Here is a 387-nt window from a genome sequence, read left to right on the forward strand (position 1 = left end):
CATGACACAATTGCCCGTGTAATGAGCCGTATAGACATTACGCAATTTCAAGCGTCTTTTTCTTCTTGGATGAAAGCCTGCTCCAAATTAACTCAGGGCGAAGTAATTGCTATTGACGGAAAAAGATTAAAAGGTTCATTTAATCAATCAGATAGACGCGATGCGCTTTATATGGTCAGTGCATTTGCATGCGAAAATGGTGTTGTTTTGGCACAGTGTCCTGTTGATAAAAAGTCAAATGAAATAACAGCGTTACCGGAACTCCTTGAATTACTGGAGATAAAAGGTTGCTTAGTAACAATTGACGCAATGGGGTGTCAAAAGTCAATTGCAGAAAAAATAGTGGGTAAAGAAGCTGATTATCTACTCGCCGTGAAAGCGAACCAT

Annotated in this window: 1 protein-coding gene; it reads left to right on the forward strand. The window is 39.5% G+C overall.

What is annotated here, in order from left to right; all coding sequences use genetic code 11:
• Positions 1-387 (forward strand): ISAs1 family transposase (locus J8L97_RS23260; RefSeq protein ID WP_211053095.1); only part of this gene is annotated, 387 nt, incomplete at both ends.

Origin of the sequence: Pseudoalteromonas sp. MMG012, from assembly GCF_018100875.1 — a bacterium.
GTDB lineage: Bacteria > Pseudomonadota > Gammaproteobacteria > Enterobacterales > Alteromonadaceae > Pseudoalteromonas > Pseudoalteromonas aurantia.